A 20,073-nucleotide genomic window follows, 5' to 3' on the forward strand; every position below is an offset into this window, starting at 1 on the left:
ACGAGATCGGCATGGGCGACAACATCTGGCTCGGCGACCGCGACGCCGTCCGCACCCCCATGCAGTGGACACCGGACCGCAACGCCGGCTTCTCGACGTGTGATCCGGGGCGGCTGTACCTGCCCACGATCATGGACCCGGTCTACGGCTACCAGGTCACCAACGTCGAGGCGTCGATGTCCTCGCCTTCGTCGCTGCTGCACTGGACCCGGCGCATGATCGAGATCCGCAAGCAGAACCCCGCCTTCGGACTCGGCTCGTTCACCGAACTGACGTCCTCCAACCCGGCGGTGCTCGCCTTCCTGCGCGAGTACGAGGACGACCTGGTGCTGTGCGTCCACAACTTCTCGCGCTTCGCCCAGCCCACCGAGCTGGATCTGCGGGCCTACGACGGACGCCATCCGGTGGAGCTGATCGGCGGGGTGCGCTTCCCCGCCATCGGTGAACTGCCCTATCTCCTCACCTTGCAGGGCCACGGCTTCTACTGGTTCCGGCTCACCCGAGTCGCATCCCGCATCGGCCGCCGCCGCTGAGCGCACGGCGCCGAGGAAAGGACGCGTCACCATGCCGAAGACCATCACCCTCCGGCCGAGAACCGCGGCCGGCGTCGACGGCCCCCTCGCCTCGCTCGGCGGACTGCTGCGGGAATGGCTCCCGGGGCAGCGCTGGTTCGCGGGCAAGGACCGGCCCGTGACCGATCTGTCGGTGCTGAGTGTGACCGAGCTGTTCCCCGGGTGTCTGCATCTGCTGGTGCACGCCTCGCACGCGCCGGTGCCCACCCCCGGCGGCACTCCCCCGCCGGGCGACTGCTACCAGTTGCTGCTCGGCGTGCGCGAGCGGCTCGCGCCGCGCATGGAGCGGGCGTTCATCGGGCGGGCCACCGCGGGACCGCTGGCCGGGCTCGCGGTCTACGACGCGCTGCACGACCCGCGCTCGGCGAACCTGCTCCTGGAGCGGCTGCGCCGGCCCGGCGGCGCGGGCCCGCTGCGCTTCGAGGCGGACCCCGCCGCCCCGGTACCCGGCGGCCTGCCGCCGCGGCTGCTGGACGCGGAGCAGTCCAACACCTCGCTGGTGTACGGCGACGCGTACATCCTCAAGCTCTTCCGCCGCATCCAGCCGGGCGTCAACCCGGACCTGGAAGTGTCGGCGGCCCTCGCCGCGCAGGGCTGCACCCGGGTGCCCGCGCCGGTGGCCTGGTTCACCACCAGCGCGCCGCGCCCGGCCACGCTGGGGGTGCTCCAGCCGTTCCTGCCGGACGCCACCGACGGCTGGACACTGGCGCTCGGCGCGCTCGCGGCGGGCGACGACTTCACCGCCGAGGCCCGTGAGCTGGGCCGGGCCACGGCCGAGGTGCACCTCGCGCTGGCCGAGGCGTTCCCGCCGGCCGGGCCCGGTGAGAACGGCCGTACCGCCGAGGAGATGTGCGCGCGCCTGGAGACCGCCGCGCACGCCGTGCCGGGCCTGAAGCCCTTCGTGCCGGGCCTGCGGGCCGCGTTCGGGGCGCTCGCCACGTGCGACACCGGGCCGCCCGCCCAGCGCATCCACGGCGATCTGCACCTCGGGCAGGTGCTGCGGGCCGGCCGTGACTGGTTCGTCATCGACTTCGAGGGCGAGCCGTCGAGGCCGCTGACCGAGCGGCGCGCCCCGCAGTCCCCGGTGCGGGACGTGGCGGGGATGCTGCGCTCCTTCGACTACGCGGCCCGGCAGCGCCGCCCCTGGCGACCCGAGTGGGCGCGCCGCTGCCGGGAGGCGTTCTGCGCGGGCTACGCGGTCCGCGCGGGCTGGGACCCACGCAAGAAGCACGCGCTGCTGCGCGCGCACGAGACGGACAGGGCGGTGTACGAGGTGCTGTACGAGGCGAGACACCGGCCGGACTGGCTGCCGGTACCCATGGCCGCGATCAAGCGGCTCGCGGTGTGGGGAGGCTGACGGCATGGCACTGCGCGACATGTCGCCGCCCGAGGCCGCGGGCCCGGTGCCGGCCTCGGCCACCGCACTGGACCCCGCCGACCGCGACCGGCTGCTCGGCGGGGCGCACCACGACCCGCACGCCCTGCTGGGCGCCCACCCGGTGCCGGGCGGCACCCTGTTCCGGGCGCTGCGCCCGAACGCGCGGGCGGTGAGCGTCCTGGTGGACGGGATGGCGAACCCTCTCGTCTCCGAGGGCGGCGGGCTGTTCGCGGCCGTGCTGCCCTACCCGCGGATCCCGTCGTACACGCTGCTGGTGGCGTACGACGAGGAGGAGCGGGAGGTGCACGATCCGTACCGTTTCCTGCCCGCGCTGGGCGAGCTGGACCTGCATCTGATCCGCGAGGGCCGGCACGAGCAGCTGTGGCGGGCGCTCGGCGCCGAGCCGATGGTCCACGAGGGCGTGGCCGGCACCCGGTTCACCGTGTGGGCGCCCAACGCCCAGGGGGTGCGCGTCGCCGGGGACTTCACGTACTGGGACGGCACGCAGTACCCGATGCGCTCGCTCGGCGCGTCCGGGGTGTGGGAGCTGTTCCTGCCCGGGATCGGCGAGGGCGATCGCTACAAGTTCGAGATCACCTCCCGCTACGGCCACCGCTTCCTCAAGGCGGACCCGATGGCCAGGTGCACCGAGGTCCCGCCGGACACCGCGTCCGTGGTCACGGCCTCGCGCTACGAGTGGGGCGACGCGCGGTGGATGGCGCACCGCGGCGACACCCCTGTGCACGAGGCCCCGTTCTCCGTGTACGAGGTGCATCTGCCGTCCTGGCGTCCAGGCTTGACCTACCGTCAGCTCGCCGACGAACTTCCCGCGTATGTCAGGGAGATGGGCTTCACGCACGTGGAGCTGATGCCGGTGGCCGGGCATCCGTTCAGCGGCTCCTGGGGCTACCAGGTCACCTCGTACTACGCGCCCACGCCCCGGCTCGGCTCCCCGGACGACTTCCGGTACCTGGTGGACGCGCTGCACCGGGCGGGCATCGGCGTGATCATGGACTGGGTGCCGGCGCACTTCCCCAAGGACGACTGGGCGCTGGCCCGGTTCGACGGGGATCCGCTGTACGAGCCCGGGAACGCGGCGCGGGCCGAACACCCGGACTGGGGGACGTACGAGTTCGACTACGGCCGCACCGAGGTGCGCAACTTCCTGGTGGCCAACGCCGTCTACTGGTGCGAGGAGTTCCACATCGACGGTCTGCGCGTGGACGCGGTCGCCTCCATGCTCTACCTCGACTACTCGCGGGACTCCGGGCAGTGGGAGCCGAACGTGTTCGGCGGGCGCGAGGACCTGGACGCGGTGGCGTTCCTCCAGGAGATGAACGCCACCGTCTACCGGCGCTGCCCGGGCGTGGTGACCATCGCCGAGGAGTCCACCGCCTGGGACGGGGTGACCCGGCCGACCGACGCCGGCGGGCTGGGCTTCGGGCTGAAGTGGAACATGGGCTGGATGCACGACTCGCTCCAGTACATCCAGAAGGAGCCCGTGCACCGCAGGTACCACCACCACGAGATGACCTTCTCGATGGTGTACGCCTACAGCGAGAACTACGTGCTGCCCATCTCGCACGACGAGGTGGTGCACGGCAAGCAGGCGCTGGTGTCGAAGATGCCGGGCGACTGGTGGCAGCGACGTGCCAACCACCGCGCCTACCTGGGCTTCATGTGGGCTCACCCGGGCAAGCAACTGCTGTTCATGGGACAGGAGTTCGCGCAGGGCGCCGAGTGGGCGGAGGCGCAGGGGCCCGAGTGGTGGCTGCTGGACGAGGACTACCACTCAGCCGGTGACCACCGGGGCGTACAGGCGCTGGTGCGGGACCTGAACGCGCTGTACCGGGCGACTCCGGCGCTGTGGCAGCGGGACACCGACCCGGGCGGCTTCCGCTGGGTGCTGTGCGACGCGGCGGACGACAACGTCTTCGCGTTCCTGCGGTACGCGGCCGACGGCACCCCGCTGCTGGCGGTGTCGAACTTCTCCCCCGTGGTCCGGGAGGACTACCGGCTGATGGTCCCCAAGGAGGTGCCCGCCTGGCGGGAGCTGCTGAACACCGACGACGTCGGCTACGGGGGCGGCGGGGTCCCGGTCGGCGCGCCGGGCGCCCTGGAGCCGGTCGACGGCGGTCTGCGCCTCACGCTGCCGCCGCTGGCCACGGTGTTCCTGGGGCCGGTGCGCTGATCCCGCAGGTGTCGGCGGCCGTCACGGGGGCAGTCGGGGGCGTGACAGATCCCTGGCTGCCCCTGGTCGCAGGGGGGAAGGGCGGCACCGAGTGCGCACGGTCGGAGTGGAGGAGGAGCTCCTTCTGGTCGATCCGCACAGCGGCGACCCGAAGGCACTGGCGACGGCCGTGCTGGCACGGGCCGCGCGGGACGATCCCGGGCAGGACGTGTTCGAGAAGGAACTGTTCGGCCAGATGCTGGAGTTCGCCACCCATCCGCAGGCGGACATGGCGGACCTCGGCGACGAGATCGTGCGCTGCCGCGAGGAGGCGGCCCGGCACGCCGGTCGGATCGGCTGCGCGGTCGCGGCGCTCGCCACCTCGCCGCTGCCGGTGAGCCCCTCCCTCACGGTGAACGAGCGCTATCAGTGGCTGGCCGAGCGGTACGGCGTCGGCACCCGGGACCAGCTCGTCTGCGGCTGCCATGTGCATGTGTCGGTGGACTCCGACGAGGAGGGTGTGGCGGTCCTCGACCGGCTGCGGCCCTGGCTCCCGGTGCTCACCGCGATCGGCGCCAACTCCCCTTTCTGGCAAGGCCATGACACCGGCTACCACAGCTATCGCAGCCGGGTGTGGGGGCGCTGGCCGTCGGCCGGGCCGACCGAGCTGTTCGGGTCCCCGGAGCGCTACCACCGGCGGGTGGCGGACATGACGGCCACCGGGGTGATCCTGGACGAGGGGATGGTGTACTTCGACGCGCGGCTGTCCGCGCGCTACCCGACGGTCGAGGTCCGGGTCTCGGACGTGTGCCTGTGCGCGGACACCGCCCTGCTCGTCGCGACCCTCACCCGGGGCCTGGTGGAGACGGCCGCCCGGGACTGGCGGGCGGGCCGGCCGGCGCCCGACCACAGCGTGAGCGTGCTCCGGCTCGCCTCCTGGCAGGCCGCGCGCTTCGGGATCGACGGGGACCTGCTCGACCCCGTGACCATGCGGCCCCGGCCCGCGGAGCGTGTGCTGCGCTCGCTGCTCGGTCTCGTCGGGGACGCGCTCGACGGCTCCGGGGACACCGACCGCGCCGAGCGGGGCGTCGAGGAACTCCTGCGGCACGGCAACGGCGCGCGCGTGCAGCGCCGGCTGCTGGAGCGCACCGGCACGCTCCGGGACGTGGTCACCGAGTGCGTGCGGCGCACGCAGGGGTGAGCGGCCCGGCCCACTGCTCGGGTGGAGGCCGTACAAGACGACCGGCGGGCCGGACGGGGCGGCGCACAGGGGCGGCCGACAGGGCCGGGGCGCGTCGTGCGCGGACGACCCGGCGGGTCGCGGCGAGGCGCCGTACACGCCCGGTCAGCGGATCAGGACAAGGGCGTACACCAGGAAGAACGCGGCGAACAGCACCATGAGGGCCAGGATCAGCGCCAGTGGCGCCTTGGCCCAGCCGCGCTGCGTCGCGCCCGGCTGACGGACGGCGGCCTGCGGGATGCTGCTCTCCGCGGGCGGCGTCTCGCCGGGCGGCACCGAGCCGCCGGGCTCAAGACCGGTGCTGCGCTCGGGGTCCGGATCGGGGTTCACATGACTCATGTCTGCACTCATGTCCCCCGAGTCCCCAGGAGTCGCCCACCTCATCGGCCGAGCGCAAGAGCGGTCGCGACGGCCGAGAGGGCGGTGTGCCGCACCGGGCGCCCCAGGGTCTACGGTGTCCTGCGGAGCCGTTCGCGCCGGGCAACGGACTGCTCGCACTCGGTGAGGCGCGCCATAGGCGATCGCGCGGACGGATATCCGGCCCGGCTGTGGGAACCCGCAGCGCAGCGAAAGATCAGCGACGACGACCGTCCTGGCCGCACGGGGCAGCGCAGAGGCCCCCTCGCGGCCGGGGCCGGGGAATGCGGAGATGGCGACGGAGCCGCGTGGGGACGAGACACCGCCCTCGGAGGAGACGTACGAGCGTGAGTTCTCCTTCGCGGGAGAGCTGCGCAATGTCACGGAGGCCAGGCTCGCCGCGGAGGACTTCCTGGGCGCGCTGGCCCGGGTCGCACCGCCCGGGGAGCACGAGTACTGGGACGACATCCTGTTGGTCGTGACCGAACTGGCGGCGAACGTCATCCAGTACGCGCCCGGTCCGTTCGATCTGCGGATGCGGCGCACCTTCGACGGTGTGCACGTGATGATGCGCGACACCAGCACCACCAGGCCGGAGCCGCGGCCCTTCCATCCGCGCACGGGCGGCGGCGGCATCGGCTGGCATCTGGTGCACACGCTGTGCACCCAGGTCAGCGTGGTGGTGCACGACGAGGGCAAGGACATCCACGTGTTCCTGCCGTGGTGAGGGCGCCGAGGTGTGACTCCCCGTCGACCGGTTACTCCACCGCGTACGGGTCTCGCCCGGGCGGCGTACGAGAGGCCCGCGTTCGTCTGCCTGCCGCACCCGACTGGCGCAGCCGCCCGGGTCGCGGTGGGATCGGAGTTGGTGCGCAGCGATCCAGGACATGCGAACGGCGTCGAGCCGAACCGCCGCCTGGACCCGCAGAAAGGGATGGACACCGTGACACGACCCAGGATCCTGGTGGTCGGCGCAGGCTTCGCCGGAGTCGAGTGCGTCCGCCGCCTGGAGCGGAAACTCGCCCCCGACGAGGCCGACGTCACCCTGGTGACGCCCGTCTCCTACCAGCTCTATCTGCCGCTGCTGCCCCAGGTCGCCTCCGGTGTGCTCACACCGCAGTCGATCGCGCTCTCCCTGCGCCGCAGCAGGCGGTACCGCACCCGCATCCTGCCCGGCGGCGCGATCGGCGTGGACCTGAAGGCCAAGGTCTGTATCGTCCGCACCATCACCGACAAGATCGTCAACGAGCCGTACGACTACATCGTGCTGGCCCCGGGCAGCGTGACCCGCACCTTCGACATCCCAGGCCTGACCGAGCATGCCTTCGGCATGAAGACGCTCGCCGAGGCGGCCTACATCCGCGACCACGTCATCTCCCAGCTGGACCTCGCCGACGCCAGCGACGACCCGGCCGAACGGGCCGCGCGGCTCCAGTTCGTCGTGGTCGGCGGCGGGTACGCGGGCACCGAGACCGCCGCCTGCCTGCAGCGGCTCACGCACGCGGCCGTGGCGCGCTATCCGCGCCTGGACCCCGGACTGATCCGGTGGCACCTGATCGACATCGCGCCCAAGCTGATGCCGGAGCTGGGCGAGAAGCTCGGCCGCAGCGCGCAGGAGATCCTGCGGCGGCGCGGCATCGACGTGTCCCTCGGGGTGTCGATCGACAAGGCCGGGGCGACGGAGGTCACGTTCACCGACGGCCGGGTGGTGCCGACGCACACCCTGATCTGGACCGCCGGCGTGGTGGCCAGCCCGCTGATCGCCACGCTGGGCGCGGAGACGGTCCGCGGCCGGCTCCTCGTCGACCCCGAGCTGACCGTGCCCGGGCAGGACGGGGTGTTCGCGCTCGGCGACTCGGCCGCCGTGCCCGACCTCGCCAAGGAGCGGGAGGGCGCGATCTGCCCGCCGACCGCGCAGCACGCCTCGCGCCAGGGCAAGCGGGTCGCCGAGAACGTCATCGCGACGCTGCGCGGCCAGCCGCTGCGGCCGTACCACCACAAGGACCTGGGCCTCGTCGTCGACCTCGGCGGCAAGGACGCGGTGTCCAAGCCGCTCGGCGTCGAGCTGCGCGGGGTGCCCGCGCAGGCGGTGGCCCGCGGCTACCACTGGTCGGCGCTGCGCACGGGCGTCGCCAAGACCCGGGTGATGACCAACTGGATGCTGAACGCGGTGGCCGGGGACGATTTCGTGCGCACCGGCTTCCAGGCCCGCAGGCCCGCCCGGCTGAAGGACTTCGAGTTCACCAACACGTATCTGACGCCGGAGCAGGTGCGGGCCCGGGTGGAGGGCGGGGTCGCCAGCCCCTGACGTGACACGGATCACCGAGGACCGCCGATCAGTTCGCCCCGGGTCGGCGGTCTTCTCCGGTGATGAGCACAGGCCACACCGAGGGGGCGTCCGCATGACCGAGAAGCAGGCCGTGAAGGGTCCGGCGAGCTACTTCCCGTCCATCGAGAAGAAGTACGGGCGCCCGATCGGCGCGTGGCAGGAACTGATCCGTTCCTCGCCGCTGACCAAGCACATGGAGCTGGTCGCCTGGCTCAAGTCCGAGCACGGGCTCGGGCACGGGCACGCGAACGCGTTGGTGGCCGCGACCCTGGCCGAGCGCCGGTAGTCCGGGCCGCGTGCGATGCTGGAGCAAAGATCGAATTCTGGCACGGGTTCACGGACACGGGAGAGCGCGGCGGCGTGAGGGCAGCGGGACGGTCGGGGCGGGTACGGATGTGGGACCGGCTCGCGGCATGGGATCCCGGGCTGCTCCGGCTCACCGCGGGGCTGCGCACGGTCACCTCGATCGCCCTCACCCTCGCCGTGCTCGCCGCGCTGCGCGCCCCGGTGCCGCTGCTGGTGGCCGGTGCCATCGCGGCGATGGTCGCGACCTTCGCGATCCGCGAGAAGCAACGCCGCCGGCAGGCCCGCACCCTCGCGATCGGCCTGCCGGTGGCCCTCGTCTCGGTCACCCTGGGCACCCTGCTGAGCCAGTACGTCGTGGCGGGCGACCTGTTCTTCGTCGCGCTCATGTTCAGCGCCGTCTACAGCCGCCGCTTCGGCGACCGCGGCCACGCGCTCGGACTGATCGGCTTCCAGACGTACTTCCTCTCCCTGTTCGTGCACGCGACCCCGGATCTGCTGCCGAAGCTGTACGGCGTCGTCGGGATCGCCTTCGGCTGCGCGGCCCTCGCCCGGTTCGCGCTGCTGCCGCAGACGCCGGCGGGCACGCTGGAGCGCCTGCGGCAGGCCTTCCGGGCCCGGCTCGCCCAGCTGATCGACACCCAGATCGAGCTGCTGGACGCGGGGCCGGAGGAGGTGGAGAAGGTCCTGGAGGAGCTGCGCACCGGTACCGCGCGGCTGCACGAGACGGCGCTGCTGATCCAGGGGCGCCTGGAGGACGGCACCTCCGACGAGTCGGTGGCCCGGCTGCTGCAACGCCGGATCGCGGACGCGGAGATCGCCGCCGAGCGGCTCGGCCTGCTGCTGCTCACCGCGCGCAGTGCCGAGCGCACCGACACCCTCACCCTGCACCTGCCGGGCGCCCCGCTGCCCTCGGGCGGCGAGCTGCCGGTGCGGGACGAGGCGCGGGCCGAACTGCGCCGGGATCTCAGGGCGTTGCGGCTGCTGGCGCTGCGTCCGGCCGGCGCGGCCACGGGCACGGCGTCGGCGCAGGTGCGCAACCGGCTGCTCGGCTATCGCGAGGAGGAGAACCTGCCCGAGGCCGCCCCGGCCGTGCAGGACGTCTTCCGCGGGCTCGGCGAGACGGCGCGGGCCGTGCTGGGCCTGCGGCTCGCCCTCGACGGGCCGCAGGACGAGTCCGACGACTCCCCCGCCACCACTCGCTCGCGCGAGGAACTCGACGCGGAGGACGCCGCGATCGAGGTCAGCGAGGAGACCGAGTCCGAGGGTACCGAGCCGGGCGGGCTACGACGGCCCACCACCCGGGCCGCGGTCCAGGTCGCGGTCGGCTCCTCGCTGGCCATCCTCGGCGGCGAGCTGCTGTCCAGCCAGCGCTGGTACTGGGCGGTGCTGACCTGCTGGATCGTGTTCATCAACACCGCGTCCACCGGGGAGATCCTGGTCAAGGGCTACCGGCGGCTGCTCGGCACGGTGCTCGGCGTGATCGCCGGTATCGGGCTCGCCGGGCTGGTCGGGCACCACACCTGGACGGCGTTCGCGCTGGTGCTGCTCCTCGTGTTCGCGATGTTCTACACGGCGCCGCTGTCGTACACGCTGATGTCGTTCTTCGTGACGGCCGCGCTGGGGCTGCTGTACACGCTGCTCAACACGTACACGGCGGGCGTGCTGGTGCTGCGGATCGAGGAGACGGCGCTGGGCGCGGCGTGCGGGGTGATCGCGGCGGCGGTGGTGCTGCCGATCCACACGGACCGCCGTACCAACGAGCTTCTCGTCAAGGTCCTCGACCGGCTCGCGGAGGTCACCCGGGCCGCGGTCGACCAGCTCAGCGGCGGGGCGGGCGGTGATCTGGTGGAACAGGCGCGGGAGTTGGACCAGGCGCTGGCCGATCTGCGCTCGGCCACCCAGCCGCTGACGCATCCGATCACCCCGATGCGGGCCCGCCGCAACACCGCCCGCTATGTCGTGGCGCTGCTGGAGACCTGTGCGTACCACGGGCGGTCCCTCGCGGCGACGGCGGAACTGCTGCCCACGCATCCCTCGATCGCGGCGGACCCCCGGCTGCGCGGGGCGGGGGCGCGGATCGTGCAGAACATCGAGACGATCGCCGCGCACGTCGACGACCCGCGCTCGGCGGGGCGGATCGAGACCGGCCCCAGCATCGCGTCGATGCTGGAGCCGGGGACCCTGCGCACACCGCGTTACGGCCGGGTCACCGACCGGGTGCTGCGCCATCTGCAACGTCTCGACGAGGCGGTCTCGGGCCTCGCCCGCCCGCTGGGGCTTCGGCCGAAGACGCCACCGGCGAAGAAGCGGTGAGGTCCCGGGCGGGCGTCTCTTCGGCGCCCGCCCGGGCGGCGGGCCTCACGCGGTCCCGCCGGAGCGGCGGCCCAGGACCTCCTCGCGGACGCGGGCGCAGCTGCGGCTGATCAGCCGGGAGACGTGCATCTGGGAGATGCCGAGCTGGTCGGCGATGCGGCTTTGTGTCATGTCCTCGAAGAAGCGCATGTACAGGATGGCCCGTTCGCGCTCGGGCAGCCGGCGCAGGCCCTCCTTGGCGGCCTCGCGGTCGACCACGACGTCGTACGACGTGTCGGTGGCGCCGAGGGTGTCGGCGAGGCTGTAGCCGTCGTCGCCGCCGGCCAGTTCGGCGTCGAGCGACAGCGTGCTGAAGCTCTCCAGCGCCTCCAGGCCGGCGGCGACCTCGTCCTCGCCGAGGCCGGTGTGCTCGGCGAGGGCGGCGACGGTGGGTTCGGGGCTGCCGGGGTTCTGGGTCAGTTCGCGGCGTGCCACGCGCACCCGGTTGCGCAGTTCCTGCACCCGGCGGGGGACCCTCAGGGCCCACATCCGGTCGCGGAAGTGGCGCTTGACCTCGCCGGTGATGGTCGGCACGGCGTAGCTCTCGAACGCGCCGCGCGAGGGGTCGTACCGGTCGACGGCCTTCACCAGGCCCAGCGCGGCCACCTGGCGCAGGTCCTCCACGGACTCGCCGCGGTCGCGGAACCGGCCGGCGATGCGGTGCGCCATGGGGAGCCAGGCGGCGACCAGTTCATCGCGTACGGCGTCCCGCTCGGGACCCTCGTCCAGGGCCGCAAGCCGGGCGAACAGCTCCGCGGTCTCCGGGGCGTCGTCGTGGCTCCGGCGCCCGGTCCGGGTGGCGGTGCCGGGCGTGCCGGGACGGCTTGTCGACATGTCGGTCAGCATGCGGAATCGCTCCTGAACGTGGTGTCTGGGCCCTGCCGGAAGATTCCGGTTCGTGGCCCGAACGGTGCTTGTCAGGGGTTGCCGCGGGAGCGCCGGGGCCCGCCGGAAGGGGGCCCAGTCATCCAACGTTCCCGCTGGGCGCGCGCCTCCGGTCCGAAGCACGAGATTCCGTCTGCCCGCCGGTCCGGTGGGCAAACCCGCTTGCCGGAGGGAATCGGTCGGCGTGGCCGAGGGGGAGCGGAGGAGTCGGGGATGCCGGGGGCCGCGGCTCGTGCCCGATCGCGGGCGGGGCGGGCCGCGGAGGCGGGACATGGCACCGGGAACGACGCGCGTCACGTGCGCGGGTGATCACTGGGCGGCCGCCCGGTCGCGGCCCGGCGCGGCCCGCCTTCGCGGGGCTCGGACGGCCTGCCTCACCCCAGCGGCACGACCGCCGTGATGCGTTTGCCGCCGCACGGGAGCTCGGAGACGTCCACGGAGCGGGAGAGGTGGCAGACGATCGGCCAGCCCCGGCCGTGGCGTCCGGGACGGCCGGGCGGGGGTGCCTGGGCGACCGGGAGATCGGTGCTGCGGTCGCTCACCGAGACGCGGACGCCGGTGGAGTCGACCTCGACGTCGAAGCCGGTGATCCCGCCGCCGTGGAGGATGGCGTTGGTGGTGAGTTCGGAGGTGACCAGCAGCGCGTCGTCCATGGCCGCGGGGTCGAGCGGCAGATGGCGGGCCCGGCAGCGTTCGGCGACGACGCGTCGTACCGCGCTGCGGGCGTCGGCCGGACGGCACGGCGGCCGACGCCGGGGTTCCTCGCCGGGTACGGAGTACGTGTCGGGCATCCCTTCCCTCCCTGGACGGTGCCGGAATCGCGCTCTCCCTTTCCGGCTGACCCCGAGCGGCGCCCTCAAACACGGGGAGTGCCGAAGTCATCACCGCGCCCGGACGGGGTACCCGAACCGCATGACCGATGTCGTGGACGCGGACGAACTGCTGCGCCGCCTCCGGCGGGGCAGGGACCGCGCGGCTGAGGAACAGATGCGCTGGGCCGAGCGCGCACAGAGCCTCACGGCCACCGACCCGGTGGGCGCGCGGGAGGCCGAGGCGCGCGCCCGGGCGTACGAGGCCGTGCAGCGGGTGCTGGACGAAATCGTCAGACCGGGCGCGCACCCGGCGCAGGCGGAGGGCGCGCGACGGGTCACCTAGGGCGGTGGCGTGAGACGGCTCACCGAGCCGGTGCGCGATTTCTCGAACGCGCCTCGAATGGTTTATCGTTCATGCATACGTGACGGCGGCGCGGGCCAGGGAGCCCGCCGTGGTCACCCTCAGCGGCCCTGGCTGGTTTCCCCCGTCCAGCCAGGGCTTTTTCCTGCCCGGACGACGGCCGGTCCGAAGAAATCCGCGTCCTTCGAGGTGCCCTGCCCGCCACCAGCGGCTGAAATGGGTGTACGCACGACGCAGCACCGGTCCCCGGAAGCAGCACCCGGCCCCCAGAAGAGGCACCGCAGCACCCCGAACCGCCGCCGGCGAGGAGCCCGCGCCATGACCAAAGCGATAAAACTGCTGACCGCCCTGCCCCAGGCGCAGCGCGAACGCCTGATGGAGCTGGCCAAGGAGGTGTCCTTCCCGGAGGACACCCGCATCTTCGAGGCGGGCGGCACGGCCGACCGGTTCTGGGTGATCCGCTCCGGCGCGGTCCATCTGGACCAGCAGGTCACCTCGCGGCAGCGGGTGACCGTGGCCACGCTCGGCGCGGGCGACCTGCTCGGCTGGTCCTGGCTCTTCCCGCCGTACCAGTGGGACTTCGGGTCGGTGGCCTTCAGCAACGTACGCGCCTACGAGTTCGACGGGCCCTCCGTGCTCGCGCTGTGCGTGGAGGACCCGCTGCTCGGGCTCTCGCTGGTTCGCACGGTGGCCGAGATCCTCGCCCACCGCCTGGAGACCACCCGCGGCAAGCTGATGGACCAGTACACGCTGGGCCGCCGCAGCCCGTTGTAGGCCGCGGCCCCGCCCGGGAGCCGCGCCCGGAGCGGGTCGGCCGGTCCCTCAGATCCGGTACCGCCGCAGCGCCGGCACCGCCGCCGCCAGGGCCAGCATCAGCACGACGACCAGCACGCCGCCGCCCGCCACGGCCGCGCGCGGGCCGAACAGCGAGCCGGCGGTGCCGTGCAGCACGTCCGCGAGGCGCGGGCCGCCCGCCACCACGACCGTGAAGACGCCCTGCATCCGGCCGCGCATGTCGTCCGTCGCGGCGGACAGCAGGATCGCGCCGCGGAACACCATCGAGACCATGTCGGCGATGCCGGCCGCGGCGAGGAAGGCCAGCGCGAGCCAGAGGTCGCCGCTGAGCCCGAACCCGGCGATGGCCGCACCCCAGCCGACGACCGCCCCGATGACCATCCAGCCGTGCCGGCGGGCCCGGGAGAACACGCCCGAGAACAGCCCGCCGAGCACCGCGCCGACCGGGATGCCGGCGAACAGCACACCGAGCGCGAGGCCCTCGCCCCAGGCGTGGTACGTCTGCGCGGCCAGCTGCGGGAACAGCGCGCGGGGCATGCCGAACACCATGGCGACGATGTCGGCGAGGAAGGACAGCAGCAGTACCTTGTGCCGGGACATGTAGCGGAACCCCTCGGCTATCTCGCGCATCCCGGCGCGGCGCGCGGGGGCGTCGCCGAGCGGGGGCAGCGCGGGCAGCCGGAAGACGGCCCACACGGTGACGCAGAGCGCGAGGGCGTCGACGAGGTACAGCTCCGGCAGTCCGATCACCGGGATGAGCACCCCGGCGAGCAGCGGGCCCGCCACCAGCCCGGTCTGCATCACGGTGGAACTCAGCGCGTTGGCCGCGGGCAGTTCCCCGGCCGGTACCAGCCGGGCGATGGAGGCGTTGCGCGCCGGGGAGTTGAGGCCGAAGAACGCCTGCTGGAGCGCGAGCAGCGCCATCAGGACGACGACGGAGTCCAGTTCGGTGGCGGCCTGCGCCCAGAACAGCAGCGAGGTCACCGCGATCCCGATGTTGGTCCCCAGCAGCAGCTTGCGCCGGTCCACGGTGTCCGCGACCGCCCCGCCCCACAACGCGAACACCACCATGGGCACGAGCCCGGCGAGGCTCGCGTAGCCGACCCAGGCGGAGGAGTGCGTGATGTCGTAGATCTGCTTGGGTACGGCGACGGCCGTGAGCTGGCTGCCGACGGAGGTCACGATGGTCGAGGACCACAGGCGCCGGTAGGCGGGGATGCGCAGCGGGCGGGTGTCCATCGCCCAGCGGCGCCAGCCGCGGTGGGGCGGAGTGTCGGCCGATGGCGCGCTACTGCCGGTCTCGGTACTGCTCTCGCTGGTGTTCACGGATGTCCTGGTTGCTCGTTACATCTTTTCGATTCGAGAGCCTAACCATTTCATCGGACCGGCGGGAGACATCCGGCTCAGCCTCCGGCGAGCAGCGAGACACCGAGCGCGAGCATGGTGAGGGCGACCAGACCGTCCAGGACCCGCCAGGCACCGGGCCGCGCCAGGTGGCGGCCGAGCAGCCGGGCGCCGAAGCCGAGCGCGGTGAACCAGCACAGGCTGGCGAGCGCGGCGCCGAGCCCGAACGTCCAGCGCAGCGGGCCCCGGTCGGCGGCGAGCGAGCCGAGCAGGAACACGGTGTCCAGGTAGACGTGCGGATTGAGCCAGGTCATCGCGAGACAGGTGAGCACCGCGCGGCGCCGGGACCCGGCCGTCTCGCCCTCCGCCGTCAGCCCGGCCCCGGTGGGCCGGACGACCCGGCGGGCGGCCAGCAGGCCGTAGCAGAGCAGGAAGACGCCGCCGACGACCCCGACCGCCCTGACCGCGCCCGGCCACGCCACCACGACCGCGCCGACGCCGCCGACGCCGAGCGCGATGAGCACCGCGTCGGACAGCGCGCAGATGCCGACCACGGCGAGTACGGCGTCCCGGCGCACTCCCTGGCGCAGGACGAAGGCGTTCTGGGCGCCGATGGCGACGATCAGGGACATTCCGGTGCCGAAGCCGGCGGCCACGGCGGTCAGGGCGGTGTGGTGCATGGACTCGAAGCTAAGGACACCGGCTCCTCAAGTACAGCTAATGTTTCTTACGTATCCTTAGCTGTTGTGATGGACCTTCCCCTGGACCAGGTGCGGACGCTGCTCGCGGTGGTCGACGAGGGCACCTTCGACGCGGCGGCCGCCGCCCTGCATGTGACGCCGTCGGCGATCAGTCAGCGGGTCAAGGCGCTCGAACAGCGCACCGGGCGGGTGCTGCTGCAACGGACCAAACCGGTGCGGCCCACGGAGTCCGGGGCGGTGGTGGTGCGCTACGCCCGCCAGCTCGCCCGGCTGGAGCGGGACGCGTGGGGCGAGCTGGGGCTCGACGGGGCCGGGGAGCCCACCCGCGTGTCGGTCGCGGTGAACGCGGACTCGCTGGCCACCTGGTTCCTGCCCGCGCTGAGCCGTGCGCCGGGGCTCTGCTTCGAGCTGCACCGCGAGGACGAGGGCCACACGGCGGTACTGCTGCGCGAGGGTCTGGTGATGGCGGCGGTGACCTCGTCCCCCGACCCGGTGCCCGGCTGCACGGCGCGCCCGCTCGGCCGGATGCGCTACCTCCCGGTCGCGGAGCCGGAGTTCGCCCGCACCAGAATCGCCGGACACCCCCTGGTGGAGTCCCTGTCCGCGGCGCCCGTGGTGGTCTTCGACCGCAAGGACGACTTCCAGGACGGCTACGTCCGCCGGCTGGGCGGTGCCTCGGCGGGGCCGCTGCGGCACTACGTGCCCACCTCGGAGGGCTTCCTGGACGCCGTCGCCGCGGGCCTCGGCTGGGGCATGGTCCCGGAGGTCCAGGCGCGCCCCCTGCTGGACGACGGCCGGCTGAGCCTCCTCGCGCCCGGCGCGTGGATGGACGTCACCCTCTACTGGCAGCAGTGGAAGCTCCACTCCCCCGCGCTGGCGGCGCTGGCCGAGGCGGTGACGGCCACGGCGGCGGGGGCGCTGCGGGGCTGAGCACGAGGAACGGCCGAAGTCCGGTGGGCGGTGGCCGGATTCCCGTCCCTTGCGCGCGTGCGCCGTTTCATGCCGCGCCCACCGGTCACCCGCTCCCGACATACGCGTTCGGCAGGACGCGGACCATTCCGATCCGACCGGGAGACTTCCATGGAGAACTGGCGCGACCATGCCGCGTGCCGTCACGAGGACCCCGAGCTGTTCTTCCCCATCGGCACCAACGGGCCCGCGCAGGTGCAGGCCGAGCGGGCCAAGGCGGTGTGCGGGCACTGCCCCGTGCAACAGCGTTGTCTCGACTGGGCGTTGGACACCGGCCAGGGCATCGGCGTCTGGGGCGGCACCACCGAGCTGGAACGCCGGGCGCTGCGCCGCCGGGCCCGCTCCCGGCCGCGCTCGGGCTGACTCCCGCGGCGCCTCACCGGCCGCCGCGGCGCAGGGTCCCCCACTCCCGCTCCTGGCGGGCCACCTCCGCCCGCGCCGCCGCGATCACCTCGTCGGAGATCCAGCACAGCGGCTCGGCGTCGGCGACCAGCGGTTCGTTGCCGGGGCCCCGGCCGGTCTCGCGGCCGGTGAGGACCCAGGGACGCACGCCGGGGCCCTTGTCGTGCGGCAGATGCGCGTAGTCGTACAGGCGGCGGGCCACCCACAGCTCCGGTGAGCGGTCGCCCCACCAGTCCTCGATGTCGAGGGGGCTCGCGGACAGTCCGGGCATGGGCACCCCGGTGAGCGCGTCGGTGCTGGAGACGGTGTCGAGGTCGACGCCGGGTCCCTTGGACCAGCGCACGTACAGACCACGGTGCCGGGCGACCAGGTCGGCGGCCTCGGCGAGCGTGGACAGGGTCCGCAGACGGTCCCGTGCGCTCATGGCGTTCGGAGTACCCACGGCACGCACCCGGAACCGGACGCCCATGTTCCGGTTCGGCGGCCCGCTCATGGTTCCTCGCCCCCCTTCGGCTGCCCGTCACGGCTCCTCGCCCGGCGCCTGGGTCGCCGGCAGCCGCAGCGTGAACACCGCGCCCGCGCCGGGCCCGCTCGCGGCCCGCGCCGTGCCGCCGTGCGCGGCGACCAGATGGCGGACGATCGGCAGCCCGAGGCCGCTGCCCCCGGTACGGCGGCTGCGGGACTTCTCGGCGCGCCAGAAGCGCTCGAAGACGTGCGGCAGATCCCCGTCGGCGATGCCGGATCCGGTGTCGGCGACGGTGAGCACCGCGTCGGCGCCGTCCCGGCGGGCCGTCAGGGTGACCGTGCCGTCGGCCGGCGTGTGCCGCAGCGCGTTGGAGACCAGGTTGCCGAGCACCTGACGCATCCGCACCGGGTCGGCGTCCAGCCAGACCGCGGGGTCGGCCCCGGTCACCAGCGCGACCCCGGCCCCGTCGGCGGCGACCCGGTGGGCGGCGGCGACCTGGTCGAGCAGTTCGGCGGCGGACAGCGGCTCGCGGTGCAGCCGCAGGGTGCCGGCGTCGGCGGCGGCGAGGTCCTGGAGGTCGTCGATGATCCGCTGGAGCACGAGCGCCTCCTCGTGCAGGGAGTCCAACAGGCCCGGGTCCGGGTCGACGACGCCGTCGCGCATCACCTCCAGCCAGCCGCGGATGTTGGTGAGCGGGCTGCGCAGTTCGTGCGCGATGTCGCTGACCATGGCCTTGCGCTGGGCCTCCAGGCGTGCACGGCGCTCGGTGAGCTCGTTGAACGCCTCCGCCAGGATGCCGGTCTCGTCCCGGGTGGTCACCGGCACCCTGACGTGCCGCTCGGGCGGGGCCTGGGCGGCCTCGGTCAGCGCGCGCAGGGGCCGTACCAGCCGGACGGCGACGGCGGCGGTCACCGCGACGGTGACGGCGAGGACCAGCCCGGCCGCGGAGACCACCTTGGCCTTGTTGTCCGTGGACATGTCGAAGCGGGAGGGGTTCTGGTCGCCGATGCCGAGGAACAGCTCGGCGGCCGGGGCGACATAGGGCTCCAGCTGGGCGCGCCGGGCGGCGAGCACGCAGGTCCGGGCCGAACGCACGGTGGCATCCTCGCTCAGGGCCGCGAGCTTGCCGAGCAGGGGGCCGCCGCCGAAGTGGTCCTCGGCGTCCGGTTCGAAGGCGAGGAAGAGCGGGCCGTCGCCGACCGACAGACCCGCCCGCTTCAGACAGGGGCGGGCGAGGGCGGACAGCGCGTCCAGAGCCCTCAGCTCGGTGGGCGTGGGGGCGTCGAGCCGGTCGCCCTCGCACGCCGCCACGCCGTAGCGGGACGGGTCGGTGCCGTCGGTGCCGGTGAGCACGGGGCGTCCGCTCGGGGTGTCGAGCACCTTGGTCCGGATGCCGTAGCGGTCGTAGCACCGCCTGCCTCGGGCGGCCAGCGACCGAAGTCCGGCGCGTTCCTTCGCGGGCAGCCGGTAGGGGCCGACGGCGCGCGGGTCGATGCCGCTGAGCTGGGCGCCGGTCTCGCTGTAGGTGTCGGTGCGCAGCGGGTCGACGCTCGCGGCGGGCCGGGGCGGCAGCGGGGTGCCGCGCGGCGCGGAGTCGGCGACGAGGGTGCGGTCGGGGGTGGTGACGGCGATCCGGCGCCCTGTCCGCGCGGCGAGTTCGCGCACGGAGCGCTGGACGCCGGACCAGTCGGGGTGGGTGGCCGCGTAGCCGCTGAGCCGGGCGAGGATGCTGTTGTCGGCGGCCAGGTCCTGGCCCTGCTCCTCCTTCAGGGCGCTCGTGGTGGTGGTCACCGCGAGCCAGGCGGTGGCCGCCACCGAGCAGACGGCGATCAGGGCGGAGACGGACAGCAGCCGGACCAGGAGCCGCTTGCGCAGCGGGATCCGCCGCCGGGCACCCGGGTACCGGCTGCCGGGCCGTGTCCGGGACCTCACGGCCGGCCGCTGAGCTTGTAGCCGACGCCGAACACGGTGAGCAGCCGTACCGGGCGCCGGGGGTCGGCCTCTATCTTCCGGCGCAGGTTCATGATGTGGACGTCGACGGCCCGTTCGGTGGAGGAGCGGTCGAACCCGCGCGTGCAGTGCGCGAGTTGGCGCCGGGTGAAGACCCGCTCGGGCTCGGCCGCCATGGCCAGCAGGATCTGGAACTCGGCCGGGGTGACGTCCACCGGGACGCCGTCACAGCGCACTTCGTGCCGTACGGGGTCCACGCCGATGCCCGCGGCCCGCACCACCGGCCCGGCGCCGCGTGCCCCGCCGCTGCGCCGCAGCACCGTACGGATGCGGGCCATCAGCTCGCGCGGGCTGTAGGGCTTGGTGAGGTAGTCGTCGGCGCCCAGGTCGAGGCCGAGCAGCAGGTCGTCCTCGCCGGAACGGGCGGTGAGCATCACCACGGGGACCTCCAGCTCGCCGTCCTCCCCGCGCAGTTCGCGGCAGACGCCGAAGCCGTCCAGGACCGGCAGCATCAGGTCGAGGACGAGGAGGTCGGGCCGCAGCCGGCGGGCGGTGGCGAGCGCGGCCGCGCCGTCGTGCACCACCGTCGCGGTGTGTCCCTCGGCCAGCAGGGAGCGGCGGATCAGTTCGGCCTGTTTCTCGTCGTCCTCGGCGACCAGCACATGTGCGCACACAAGTGCGGAT

Annotated in this window: 20 protein-coding genes; 12 read left to right on the top strand and 8 right to left on the bottom strand. The window is 73.5% G+C overall.

Annotation, left to right across the window (positions count from 1 at the left end; all coding sequences use genetic code 11):
• The 4 genes from ACWDD7_RS10575 to ACWDD7_RS10590 all read left to right on the top strand — a co-directional run.
• A partial coding sequence (locus tag ACWDD7_RS10575; RefSeq protein ID WP_450457066.1) for an alpha-glucosidase C-terminal domain-containing protein occupies positions 1–533 on the top strand: 533 nt, incomplete at its 5' end.
• A 31-nt stretch (positions 534–564) separates the two neighbouring features.
• Positions 565–1,929 (top strand): maltokinase N-terminal cap-like domain-containing protein, encoded by a 1,365-nt coding sequence (locus ACWDD7_RS10580; RefSeq protein ID WP_450457067.1) that lies wholly within the window; start codon positions 565–567, stop codon positions 1,927–1,929.
• 4 nt (positions 1,930–1,933) lie between these two features.
• Positions 1,934–4,141 (top strand): 1,4-alpha-glucan branching enzyme, encoded by a 2,208-nt coding sequence (gene glgB / locus ACWDD7_RS10585; RefSeq protein WP_450457068.1) that lies wholly within the window; start codon positions 1,934–1,936, stop codon positions 4,139–4,141.
• 91 nt (positions 4,142–4,232) lie between these two features.
• Positions 4,233–5,321, top strand: a complete 1,089-nt coding sequence (locus ACWDD7_RS10590) for a glutamate--cysteine ligase 2 (RefSeq protein WP_450457069.1) — start codon at positions 4,233–4,235, stop codon at positions 5,319–5,321.
• Between the two features lie 144 nt (positions 5,322–5,465).
• Here the strand turns inward: ACWDD7_RS10590 and ACWDD7_RS10595 are convergent, their stop codons facing one another.
• A complete protein-coding gene (locus ACWDD7_RS10595; protein ID WP_450457252.1) occupies positions 5,466–5,699 on the bottom strand; it encodes a DUF6480 family protein in 234 nt (77 codons plus the stop codon).
• A 310-nt stretch (positions 5,700–6,009) separates the two neighbouring features.
• Between ACWDD7_RS10595 and ACWDD7_RS10600 the strand changes: the two genes are divergently transcribed.
• From ACWDD7_RS10600 to ACWDD7_RS10615, 4 genes are all read left to right on the top strand, one after another.
• Positions 6,010–6,444 (top strand): ATP-binding protein, encoded by a 435-nt coding sequence (locus ACWDD7_RS10600; RefSeq protein ID WP_285558260.1) that lies wholly within the window; start codon positions 6,010–6,012, stop codon positions 6,442–6,444.
• Between the two features lie 207 nt (positions 6,445–6,651).
• A complete protein-coding gene (locus ACWDD7_RS10605) occupies positions 6,652–8,025 on the top strand; it encodes an NAD(P)/FAD-dependent oxidoreductase (protein ID WP_450457070.1) in 1,374 nt (457 codons plus the stop codon).
• A 94-nt stretch (positions 8,026–8,119) separates the two neighbouring features.
• A complete protein-coding gene (locus ACWDD7_RS10610; RefSeq protein ID WP_450457071.1) occupies positions 8,120–8,332 on the top strand; it encodes a DUF4287 domain-containing protein in 213 nt (70 codons plus the stop codon).
• A 107-nt stretch (positions 8,333–8,439) separates the two neighbouring features.
• A complete protein-coding gene (locus tag ACWDD7_RS10615; RefSeq protein ID WP_450457253.1) occupies positions 8,440–10,665 on the top strand; it encodes an FUSC family protein in 2,226 nt (741 codons plus the stop codon).
• Positions 10,666–10,710: 45 nt separating this feature from the next.
• Here ACWDD7_RS10615 and ACWDD7_RS10620 read toward each other — a convergent pair whose 3' ends face one another.
• Positions 10,711–11,550, bottom strand: coding sequence for a SigB/SigF/SigG family RNA polymerase sigma factor (locus ACWDD7_RS10620; protein ID WP_450457072.1), 840 nt, complete (start codon positions 11,548–11,550; stop codon positions 10,711–10,713).
• A 413-nt stretch (positions 11,551–11,963) separates the two neighbouring features.
• Positions 11,964–12,380: an ATP-binding protein gene (locus ACWDD7_RS10625; RefSeq protein ID WP_450457074.1), complete on the bottom strand. Its 417-nt coding sequence runs from the start codon at positions 12,378–12,380 to the stop codon at positions 11,964–11,966.
• Positions 12,381–12,501: 121 nt separating this feature from the next.
• Between ACWDD7_RS10625 and ACWDD7_RS10630 the strand changes: the two genes are divergently transcribed.
• Positions 12,502–12,744 carry a hypothetical protein gene (locus ACWDD7_RS10630; RefSeq protein WP_450457075.1) on the top strand — a complete coding sequence of 81 codons (243 nt, stop codon included), beginning with the start codon at positions 12,502–12,504 and terminating at the stop codon, positions 12,742–12,744.
• A 336-nt stretch (positions 12,745–13,080) separates the two neighbouring features.
• Positions 13,081–13,536, top strand: coding sequence for a cyclic nucleotide-binding domain-containing protein (locus ACWDD7_RS10635; protein WP_351872070.1), 456 nt, complete (start codon positions 13,081–13,083; stop codon positions 13,534–13,536).
• A gap of 48 nt (positions 13,537–13,584) precedes the next feature.
• Here ACWDD7_RS10635 and ACWDD7_RS10640 read toward each other — a convergent pair whose 3' ends face one another.
• Positions 13,585–14,883, bottom strand: coding sequence for an MFS transporter (locus ACWDD7_RS10640; RefSeq protein ID WP_450457076.1), 1,299 nt, complete (start codon positions 14,881–14,883; stop codon positions 13,585–13,587).
• A gap of 77 nt (positions 14,884–14,960) precedes the next feature.
• A complete protein-coding gene (locus ACWDD7_RS10645) occupies positions 14,961–15,581 on the bottom strand; it encodes a LysE/ArgO family amino acid transporter (protein WP_450457077.1) in 621 nt (206 codons plus the stop codon).
• 69 nt (positions 15,582–15,650) lie between these two features.
• On the opposite strand from ACWDD7_RS10645, the gene ACWDD7_RS10650 reads away from it, so the two are divergent.
• Both ACWDD7_RS10650 and ACWDD7_RS10655 read left to right on the top strand, forming a co-directional pair.
• Positions 15,651–16,532: a LysR family transcriptional regulator ArgP gene (locus tag ACWDD7_RS10650; protein ID WP_450457254.1), complete on the top strand. Its 882-nt coding sequence runs from the start codon at positions 15,651–15,653 to the stop codon at positions 16,530–16,532.
• A 150-nt stretch (positions 16,533–16,682) separates the two neighbouring features.
• Complete coding sequence (locus ACWDD7_RS10655) at positions 16,683–16,934, top strand: WhiB family transcriptional regulator (protein WP_351872061.1); 252 nt, start codon at positions 16,683–16,685, stop codon at positions 16,932–16,934.
• 13 nt (positions 16,935–16,947) lie between these two features.
• On the opposite strand, the gene ACWDD7_RS10660 is transcribed toward ACWDD7_RS10655, so the two are convergent.
• From ACWDD7_RS10660 to ACWDD7_RS10670, 3 genes are all read right to left on the bottom strand, one after another.
• Entirely contained in the window at positions 16,948–17,397 is a 450-nt protein-coding gene (locus tag ACWDD7_RS10660; protein ID WP_450457078.1) for a DUF6098 family protein, read from the bottom strand.
• A 96-nt stretch (positions 17,398–17,493) separates the two neighbouring features.
• A complete protein-coding gene (locus ACWDD7_RS10665) occupies positions 17,494–19,371 on the bottom strand; it encodes a HAMP domain-containing sensor histidine kinase (protein WP_351872055.1) in 1,878 nt (625 codons plus the stop codon).
• On the bottom strand, positions 19,368–20,063 hold the full coding sequence (locus tag ACWDD7_RS10670; RefSeq protein ID WP_450457079.1) for a response regulator transcription factor: 696 nt from the start codon (positions 20,061–20,063) through the stop codon (positions 19,368–19,370). Before ACWDD7_RS10670 ends, ACWDD7_RS10665 begins: the two co-directional genes overlap by 4 nt.
• Positions 20,064–20,073: the final 10 nt, after the last annotated feature.

Source organism: Streptomyces sp. NPDC001056 (assembly GCF_053598955.1).